This window comes from Erwinia endophytica, assembly GCF_009295515.1.
In the GTDB taxonomy this organism is placed as follows: Bacteria; Pseudomonadota; Gammaproteobacteria; order Enterobacterales; family Enterobacteriaceae; genus Erwinia; species Erwinia endophytica.
Window position 1 is genome coordinate 1 of sequence record NZ_RQVV01000005.1, and the last position, 7,786, is coordinate 7,786.

The window sequence follows — 7,786 nt, forward strand, 5'->3', positions numbered from 1 at the left end:
CCTATCTTTTATTTTAAGATACATCTACTGTCTGGTGTTTCTCGGGGCCGCCCCACAGACCTTGGCTGTAGTAGGCGGGCAACGTTTTCACCGTTGTCTTGTGGATTATCAGTCTGCAGAACGTGCGCGCGAATATATACAATCTGAATTCTGTCAGAATATTACGCTGGATACATTATCTGCTGTCAGCGGTAGAGATCGCTGGAGCCTCAGCCGGGATTTTCGTGCACTTTTCGGCACCAGTCCCTATCGTTATGTAACAATGCGTCGTCTCGCATACTGCCGCTATCTGATTCAAACGGGCCAGTCACTTGCAGAGTCTGCTGCAGAGGCGGGGTTCTCAGATCAAAGTCATATGACGCGCCAGTTTATAAAAACCTTTGGCATTTCACCGGGCCGCTGGCAAACATTTATTCAACAACCCCGTGCCTGAGTTGCACGATCGTTCAAGACCGACACCGCCTTATTATTTACCCTCGACATTTCTTAACAATAAAGGAATGTCACCATGTATTTCCCGGTAAATCTGGAACAGAAGTTCTCTCTCTTTGACGCTCACTGGCAGCCAAAGGTCATCGCGCAAATGAACGATTACCAATTTAAAATCGTGAAAATAGCGGGTGACTTTATCTGGCACTCGCATCCTGAAACCGATGAAGCCTTTATCGTGGTCGAGGGCGTGTTACGTATTGATCTTCGCGACGGCCATGTCCTCGTCAATCCAGGGGAAATGTACGTTGTGCCAAAAGGCGTTGAACATAAACGTCAGCTGAAACGACGGTAAAAATGATGATGATAGAGCCCTGTGGTGTCCTGAATACCGGACATGAAGGTGGGGAACGCACCGCAGAAAACGATATCTGGATCTAAGCTCAGGTGATTTCAAACCAGCCAGTCAGGCTGGTTTGAAATAGGAGAACACACAGCTGTATCGATATTACTACGCACTCAGTTTGAGCTTTTAGGCCCGCTTTTCGCTCGTTGCCGCCTGGCAGGCTTAGTCATGTTCTTATTCTGAGCACTAGCAGAACAAGTCTGAGCCAATATAAATAATGCTCCACCGCTGACAGAATACTGCATCTACTAACCGGCCGTCCTGGCCGGTTTTTTTCACCTTTAATTCCATCATCAGACCAGTAGCGAAAGCATCTTTCCATTGTGCGCGTCTGTACGCCATTCTCAGCGGTTCAAGTCTATGGCGTACATTCCCCGTGAATCCGTCTGTGTTCGGCAGACTGCGTGTGGATGCTGCTGCACAGGCAGCAGATCCCAGCGCGGGATGACGGCCACCACCTTACACCCTCAGCGGGCGCGTGTCCCCCACCACACCCGCGCGCTGTTTATGCACGAAATTCTGCAAACTGCAAAGCTGCCAACACCGCGCCAGCACTGGTGCGACAAAGAACTGGTAAGGAAAAATCAGGATTCAAAATTCTGCAAAATTCCGCAATGAATTTTCAGGCCGAAATACGCACTATTTTGGTTTCCATATTGTCAACACAGGCAGGTTATGGCATGATTGTTTCCATGATGGAAACGAAAGGGGCTCCGCAGAGTGCATGTAGTTTCAAGAGTGCCGTTTGACCTGGCAGCAAAAAAGTACCCCAATGGCGCCAGCGCACTGGATTTACTTTATCGACAACTGAAGCAGGGTAATTTCACCAACCCGGACGAACTGAAAGCACTGTATGCCAGTCTTGACCGGATGAAGTACCGCGAAAAGTGGTGGGGGATAGATGTCAGCGGCAACCATCTGAGGGTGATGTTTTTCGCAGATTTTGGCCGGGGGAAGATATTTATTAAGCATATCTGCACCCATGCTGAGTATGACAAATTAGTGAAAAAGTACCGGGAGGTACCTGAATGATTACCGAAGCCATTAAATTATCCAACCAACTGGCGGCTATCGTCCCGCTGCTGGCTGGCAGTAGCGACCGCAAAGATTATGATGAGGCGCTGGAACTGGTTGAATATCTTGTTGAGCACGAACCGGATAACCCGCTTGTCGATATGCTCTGCGCGAAGATTGAACACTATGAGGATAATGCTGCAGACCTGGCTGAATTCAATGCCAGACAGAAAGATATTGCGGCGGGTCCGGGCGTTCTGCGCACACTAATCGATCAGCACAACCTGACTCTCAGCGATTTTGAGAATGAAATCGGCAAAAAGTCGCTGGTCAGCCGAATACTGAACGGTGAGCGGCAACTGACTATCACGCATATTCGCGCACTCTGCGCGCGCTTTGGTTTGTCACCCGGGCTGTTTTTTTAAGATGGACCGCAAAGCGGCTCGTTTTCTGTTTTTTTGTTGTCTAAAACAGGGTGGTTTTAGACAACAATGACATCTAACGGGTTTTGTCGCATTAACAGTGTGATGTCAGTAAAAGTTGCACTGCCTGATAGTGATAATCTCTTCTTCTGATTTGTCGGCATTGACTGTAGCCAGTGCCGCCGTACTGGCGCCACTTTTATCGATGGTCACCCCCTCAGGTGCGCCGTGATGACGGATAACCTTACGAAAGAAGCGCAACGCCGCTGCCGCGTCACGCCTGGCGGTCAGCAGGAAGTCGACGGTTTGACCCGTCGTATCGACCGCGCGGTACAGATATTTCCACTGCTCTTTAACTTTGATGTAGGTTGCATCGATTCGCCACCGGCGACCCACTGTGCGTTTACGTTGCCGAAAGACCTTATCCAGTAACGGTACCCGGCGGATGACCCAACGGTGAAGCGTCGAATGATCAACAACCACGCCACGTTCTGCCATGATCTCTTCGAGATTACGCAGGCTCAGGGAATAAGCCAGATACCAGCGAACACACTGGGCAATGACATCAGCGGGATAATGCAGGCGTTTGAAGGCTTTTCGGATCAGGGACATGGGCAGGTAACATCACAAAAAAAGGTCATGTATTCAATGTGTAGATCTGGTTATTGTAGGTAATACTCACGCTCGATGAATGTGCCGATAACCTTATCGTGCATTTCCGCTAATTTTGAGTATCCGAGAGTCTTGCGATTTAGTCGCTTTAACCGGTTACGAAGGTTCAGGTTTTCACGTTCAATGCGTTTGCCAGTATGTGTCTTTTATCCGGCAGCATGTCCCAGGCGCTGAAGTTATCTGTACACCAGAAGGCAACGTTGAAGCCTGACAGTAACCCCAGTAATTTTTTCAGCGTCTTTTTACTCCGAGCCCCCAAAGCATGGGCAATAATACGTTTAAGACGCGGCTCCCAGGCATACCACAGCCAGCGTTGCCGCTTTTTGCTTCCCACAAATGACCACATTTCATCAACTTCGCAAATGAGCTGAATTTGCAGGTTATCCAGAGGGAGAGTGGTTACACATCGGGGCGAGAGTTTTTTAACGTGCGCACGACAGCATTAATGCTGATATGTAACGCCCGTGCGGTATCCCGGATACCGGCATTGTTCATTGCAAGGTCAACAATTTGCTCTTTCATACCCGGCCGGCAGGCGCGATAAGCGTAATCAAGCTGGAAAGTACGACAGCATGACTGACAGCGGTAACGCTGGTGCCCGGCCTTACCGCTCCCATGTTTTTTAACAGCATCAATACGTTCACAAAAGGGACATTTCACGTCAACCAGAGCCATAAATCCTTACCCGTAAAATCGAGAATTATACAGACATGTCAACACATTGAATACTTGACCATTTCCCCATAATACACTGCACAAGACATAACCAAAATTTCCCTTTAATGGTTAATATGTTACCGAATAAATAAACAACCGACTGACAGAAGGAACTGCTCCATGCACCGGATTATCATAGTAACTGCTTTCCTGCTGATACTCTCATCACATGCCACCGCTGCTGAAAATTACTCCGCAGATTACAAAGCCTGCATGGATAAAAGTGAAGGTGTGACGTCCAGCATGCTCAACTGTAATCAGGAGGAGCTGAAGAAACAGGATGCCCGACTGAATAAAAACTATAAGCGGGCAATGTCTACGCTCTCCGCAGAGCAAAAGATAAATCTGCGAGATACACAGCGTCTATGGCTCAAATACAAAGAGGCGAATTGCGGGATGCAAGCCACGTTAACAGGGGGAACGATCGATATATTGTTCAGCTCTGGATGCGAACTTGAGATGACACAGGAACGCGCGGACACACTGGAATGGCTAAGTAACGTTGGAAATTAATTTCCCCGATTTTCCATAATCGTCAAAATTATCAGTAACATCGAAATGTGTGAACGCAAGCGAATAACCACAAAAAATGCAATGCAAGATATTGAAATACCAGGCAGGTCCCCCACGTAAGAAAGGAGCGACATCATTCGGGTGTCGTCTCTTGCTCATTTCAAGGAAAACGATCATGAGTCTTAAACCTGGCCCAAAACCGATTACTAAATCAACAGGAAAATCGGATCAACGTCGTCGTGACAATAAAGACACCCCGGGGAATAATCCGGCGTTAAAACCGAGTAAATCCACAGGTAAAAAGTAAGAAAATCAGGAGTACACCCTGATTCAGTCAAAAGCCCTTCGGGGCTTTTTTTTACGTCTGCCGTCGGTAACGATTTACCATAACCCCTTATTGTACGCACCGCTAAAACACACTCAGGGCGTTTCTGACGGATAACCGGTAAAAGAGGCAACAAACCACCCGAAAATCCACCAGAAACACACCGGATAAATCATACCCGGATGCATGGCTATGTAGCCAGGTGCATGAGCCCGGTTTTGGCGATGAACAGCCAGTGTAACCCGTATTTCTGGCAATTACCTTTGCCTCACACTATAGTAGTCAAAGGTATTACCTTGCACTACCGAGGTGAAGCATGACTTCTGCCACATCAGTCAAACTCGACGATGAACTCAAAGACCGTATTCAGCACCTGGCTGAATCCCGTCGCCGTTCCGCACACTGGATCATGCGTGAAGCCATCACGCAGTATGTTGAGCGGGAAGAAAAGCGTGAAGCGTATTTACGCGATGCACAAAATGCCTGGGAAGAATTTCAGCGAACCGGGCTGCATATCACCGCCGAAGAAGCCGACGAATGGCTTGCACAGCTGGCAGCAGGTAACGACGTGGAGCCGCCTGAATGCCATCGCTGAGCTGGACACCACAGGCAGTGGCCGACGTTCAGCGTCTGTACCGCTTTCTGGCCCCAAGGGATCTAAAAGCCGCCCGTTATGCGGTCAGCGAGATCCGCAATAGCGTCAAAATTCTGGCCCATCAGCCAGCATCAGGTCGCCCGGTTGAAGAACTCCCTTCTGCATACCGGGAATGGCCTGTGAGCTTCGGTAACCGTGTCCTCTATCGCATCGATACCGATGTTGTTTCCATTCTGGCTGTGCGACACCAGCGCGAAACAGGCTGGTCATGATGTTAAGGCGGAGGGTTTTCCGCCGCCTTAACGCTGAAATAAACCTGACTCAATAGCCAGAATCAGCGCCTCCAGAACCAACCCCACGACCTTCACAGCCAACGCTATTGTCATTAATGCCTTCATCGTCTTGCTCCTGTTTTATCTGATACCGCCATTGCATCATCTGCCAGCAGCGGAAACCACTGACTGCACGTGTCGCGGTACAGTGACAATCATCAGGCGATTGAAACAGAAAAAAATCGGAAGGAGCAGCTGATAGCGTTGGGGTCTGAAGCCCAACCGTACGAGATCGTACGCTAAGTGCATTTCTTGAGCATATTTAGTGAGTAAAGAAAACGAGGGTTTTGTTTATTTTTTCTGTTGATGTCAGTAGCCATGCGGTTTTCGGCGTTTCCAGTGTTAATAAACCCGGTAATCAAATCAAGGTAACCCTGTTCGACAGACTATGACTTTATAAATATAAAATCATATGGTTACGTTCTTAACGTACGTTTCCGTTCCATTGCGCTTCAAACCCCTATACACTCCGCTAGCGCTACGTGACTGGTTCAGGGCTGCGCCCCGAAACCCGCTGAAACCCGCTGAAACCCGCTGAAAGCCACTGACGCGCCTGCGGCTTGTCCAACCCTGCTCCGACCGGGAAAGAATTTCCCGCCCGTCCCGGGGTTATCAGGAGGCCTGATTGTCAGAGAAACGCACCAAAATGCTCACCCTGTGGGTGACGGAAGACGTGCCTGGACGAGAAGCCGGCCCGCGCCGGTAAACTTCCCACACTTGCGCCGGCGCTGCTGCGACAGCTTGCCGGGATGGGCCAGACAGCCCGCAAAGTGAACAGCGAGGCGTGGTCCGGTCATGACCGGGTGCAGGTGGTGGCCGCGCTGATGGCCATTGATGCCGGACTTGAGCGACTGCGCCATGCGGTGCTGGAAAAAGGGCGTGCCGATGATAGTTAAATTTCACGCCAGAGGGCGCGGCGGCGGTTCCGGCCCGGTGGATTACCTGCTGGGGAAGGAGCGTAACCGGGAGGGCGCCAGCGTCCTGCAGGGGAAGCCGGAAGAGGTGCGGGAGCTTATCGACGCCTCGCCGTATGCGAAGAAATACACGTCCGGGGTACTGTCGTTCGCGGAGGCAGATTTACCGCTGGGCCAGTGTGAGAAGCTGATGGAGAGCTTTGAGCGGGTTCTGATGCCCGGACTCGATAAAGACCAGTACAGCGTCCTGTGGGTGGAGCACCGGGACAAGGGGCGGCTGAGCGGGCAGGTCAGTCGCTTGAGTCAGCAGGTGGAGCGCTTGAGCGTGCAACTGAGTCGTTTGAGCCGTCAGTGAAGCGGCACGAGTACGAGGTGGCGGCTGCGCGTGCGCAGGTGGTGCATGAGCAGCGCCAGAAGGAACAGCTGAAAGAGCGGGAGTATCCGGGGCCGTCGCTGGAGCTGTAGCGGGCTGATTTGGGTTAAGGGCGGATGCGGGTATGATGTGCCTGATTTAACCTTTCAGATTAAAGGGATTTTTTATGGCAGCAGGCGAGAATACTGAACCGGGTCATACCGGCTATCACCGGTATGAAATTACCGGAGACGACACGCACTACACCGATGTTTTATGCAGTGAAAAAGTCATCCGGTGCCGGCGGGTACCGGTCAGGGGGATCACGCTGACGGTGGGGGTGTTCTTTGACGGTACGGGGAACAACCGGGCGAACTCCGACGATCTGCGTCTGGCGTATGCCCACTGTGCCGGTCTGGTTGGCGAGGAGCGGGCCAGATCGTGCGCAAAGTACGAAAAGCACGCCAGAGCAGGGCTGGGTAACGCCAGCTGGCAGGGCGGCATCACCAATATTTCCCGGCTGTTTGACCTTTATCAGCTCAGTGATGAACTCAACGACAGCGAGACGCAAGCACAGGTCAAAGCCTACGTCAGCGGGATCGGGACGGCGGACGGAGAGAGCGATTCGGTGCTGGGTCTGGGGCTGGGAAGCAGCCTTATCCGGCAGTTTGAAGGGGTGGTGACGAAGACCGATGAGGCGCTGGACAAGATCAGCGCAGAGCTGACCCGCTTTATCAAACTTAACCGTGACAAAGTGGCGATCGCGAAGGTGCAGTTTGACGTGTTCGGGTTCAGCCGCGGTGCGGCGGCGGCACGGCACTTTGCCAACCGGGTGATGCACCAGGACGCGGCGATAGCGACCGCGATAGACAGGGGGCTGGCGCTGACGGGACACCACGGAAAGGTGGCGGGAGAGGTGCGCTTTCTGGGGCTGTTTGACACGGTGGCGGCCATCGGGAGCCTGCTGAACTTTTACGGCCTCAACGGGCGCAGCAACCCCGGCGTGAATCTTGAGCTGCGTCCCTCAGTGGCGCAGACGGTGTTTCAGATAAGCGCAATGCACGAGTGCCGGTATAACTTCAGCCTGAACAGCAT

At 51.6% G+C, this 7,786-nt stretch carries 9 protein-coding genes and 4 pseudogenes; 11 read left to right on the forward strand and 2 right to left on the reverse strand.

Annotated elements, in window-relative coordinates:
• The 4 genes and pseudogenes from EH228_RS01660 to EH228_RS01675 all read left to right on the forward strand — a co-directional run.
• Window positions 1-433: helix-turn-helix domain-containing protein (locus EH228_RS01660; RefSeq protein ID WP_152319971.1), on the forward strand; the 433-nt coding region annotated here is incomplete at its 5' end.
• A 75-nt stretch (window positions 434-508) separates the two neighbouring features.
• Window positions 509-870: pseudogene (locus EH228_RS01665) on the forward strand (cupin domain-containing protein).
• Window positions 871-1,555: 685 nt separating this feature from the next.
• Window positions 1,556-1,867: a type II toxin-antitoxin system HigB family toxin gene (locus EH228_RS01670; RefSeq protein ID WP_152319972.1), complete on the forward strand. Its 312-nt coding sequence runs from the start codon at window positions 1,556-1,558 to the stop codon at window positions 1,865-1,867.
• Entirely contained in the window at window positions 1,864-2,274 is a 411-nt protein-coding gene (locus EH228_RS01675; protein WP_152319973.1) for a helix-turn-helix domain-containing protein, read from the forward strand. The genes EH228_RS01670 and EH228_RS01675 overlap by 4 nt, the downstream gene beginning before the upstream one ends.
• A gap of 120 nt (window positions 2,275-2,394) precedes the next feature.
• Here the strand turns inward: EH228_RS01675 and EH228_RS01680 are convergent.
• Both EH228_RS01680 and EH228_RS01685 read right to left on the reverse strand, forming a co-directional pair.
• Window positions 2,395-2,883: pseudogene (locus tag EH228_RS01680) on the reverse strand (IS6 family transposase); the annotation flags it as partial.
• Between the two features lie 50 nt (window positions 2,884-2,933).
• A pseudogene (locus EH228_RS01685) lies at window positions 2,934-3,618 on the reverse strand (IS1 family transposase).
• A 162-nt stretch (window positions 3,619-3,780) separates the two neighbouring features.
• On the opposite strand from EH228_RS01685, the gene EH228_RS01690 reads away from it, so the two are divergent.
• The 7 genes and pseudogenes from EH228_RS01690 to EH228_RS01715 all read left to right on the forward strand — a co-directional run.
• Complete coding sequence (locus EH228_RS01690; protein ID WP_193323247.1) at window positions 3,781-4,173, forward strand: lysozyme inhibitor LprI family protein; 393 nt, start codon at window positions 3,781-3,783, stop codon at window positions 4,171-4,173.
• Window positions 4,174-4,348: 175 nt separating this feature from the next.
• On the forward strand, window positions 4,349-4,480 hold the full coding sequence (locus EH228_RS20620) for a hypothetical protein (RefSeq protein ID WP_275065349.1): 132 nt from the start codon (window positions 4,349-4,351) through the stop codon (window positions 4,478-4,480).
• 334 nt (window positions 4,481-4,814) lie between these two features.
• Window positions 4,815-5,093 carry a CopG family ribbon-helix-helix protein gene (locus tag EH228_RS01695; protein ID WP_152319974.1) on the forward strand — a complete coding sequence of 93 codons (279 nt, stop codon included), beginning with the start codon at window positions 4,815-4,817 and terminating at the stop codon, window positions 5,091-5,093.
• Window positions 5,081-5,365 carry a type II toxin-antitoxin system RelE/ParE family toxin gene (locus EH228_RS01700; protein ID WP_152319975.1) on the forward strand — a complete coding sequence of 95 codons (285 nt, stop codon included), beginning with the start codon at window positions 5,081-5,083 and terminating at the stop codon, window positions 5,363-5,365. Before EH228_RS01695 ends, EH228_RS01700 begins: the two co-directional genes overlap by 13 nt.
• A gap of 725 nt (window positions 5,366-6,090) precedes the next feature.
• Window positions 6,091-6,321: pseudogene (locus EH228_RS01705) on the forward strand (MobC family plasmid mobilization relaxosome protein); the annotation flags it as partial.
• Window positions 6,311-6,694: an MbeD/MobD family mobilization/exclusion family protein gene (locus EH228_RS01710; protein WP_193323248.1), complete on the forward strand. Its 384-nt coding sequence runs from the start codon at window positions 6,311-6,313 to the stop codon at window positions 6,692-6,694. The pseudogene EH228_RS01705 and the gene EH228_RS01710, both read left to right, overlap by 11 nt.
• A 184-nt stretch (window positions 6,695-6,878) precedes the next feature.
• The coding region (locus EH228_RS01715) for a DUF2235 domain-containing protein (RefSeq protein WP_193323249.1) at window positions 6,879-7,786 on the forward strand (908 nt) is incomplete at its 3' end.

Bases quoted from the DNA above. Each gene is read 5' to 3' on its own strand.
- EH228_RS01675 (WP_152319973.1), top strand. From the start codon at position 1,864: ATGATTACCGAAGCCATTAAATTATCCAACCAACTGGCGGCTATCGTC.
- EH228_RS01690 (WP_193323247.1), top strand. From the start codon at position 3,781: ATGCACCGGATTATCATAGTAACTGCTTTCCTGCTGATACTCTCATCA.
- EH228_RS20620 (WP_275065349.1), top strand. From the start codon at position 4,349: ATGAGTCTTAAACCTGGCCCAAAACCGATTACTAAATCAACAGGAAAA.
- EH228_RS01695 (WP_152319974.1), top strand. From the start codon at position 4,815: ATGACTTCTGCCACATCAGTCAAACTCGACGATGAACTCAAAGACCGT.
- EH228_RS01700 (WP_152319975.1), top strand. From the start codon at position 5,081: ATGCCATCGCTGAGCTGGACACCACAGGCAGTGGCCGACGTTCAGCGT.
- EH228_RS01710 (WP_193323248.1), top strand. From the start codon at position 6,311: ATGATAGTTAAATTTCACGCCAGAGGGCGCGGCGGCGGTTCCGGCCCG.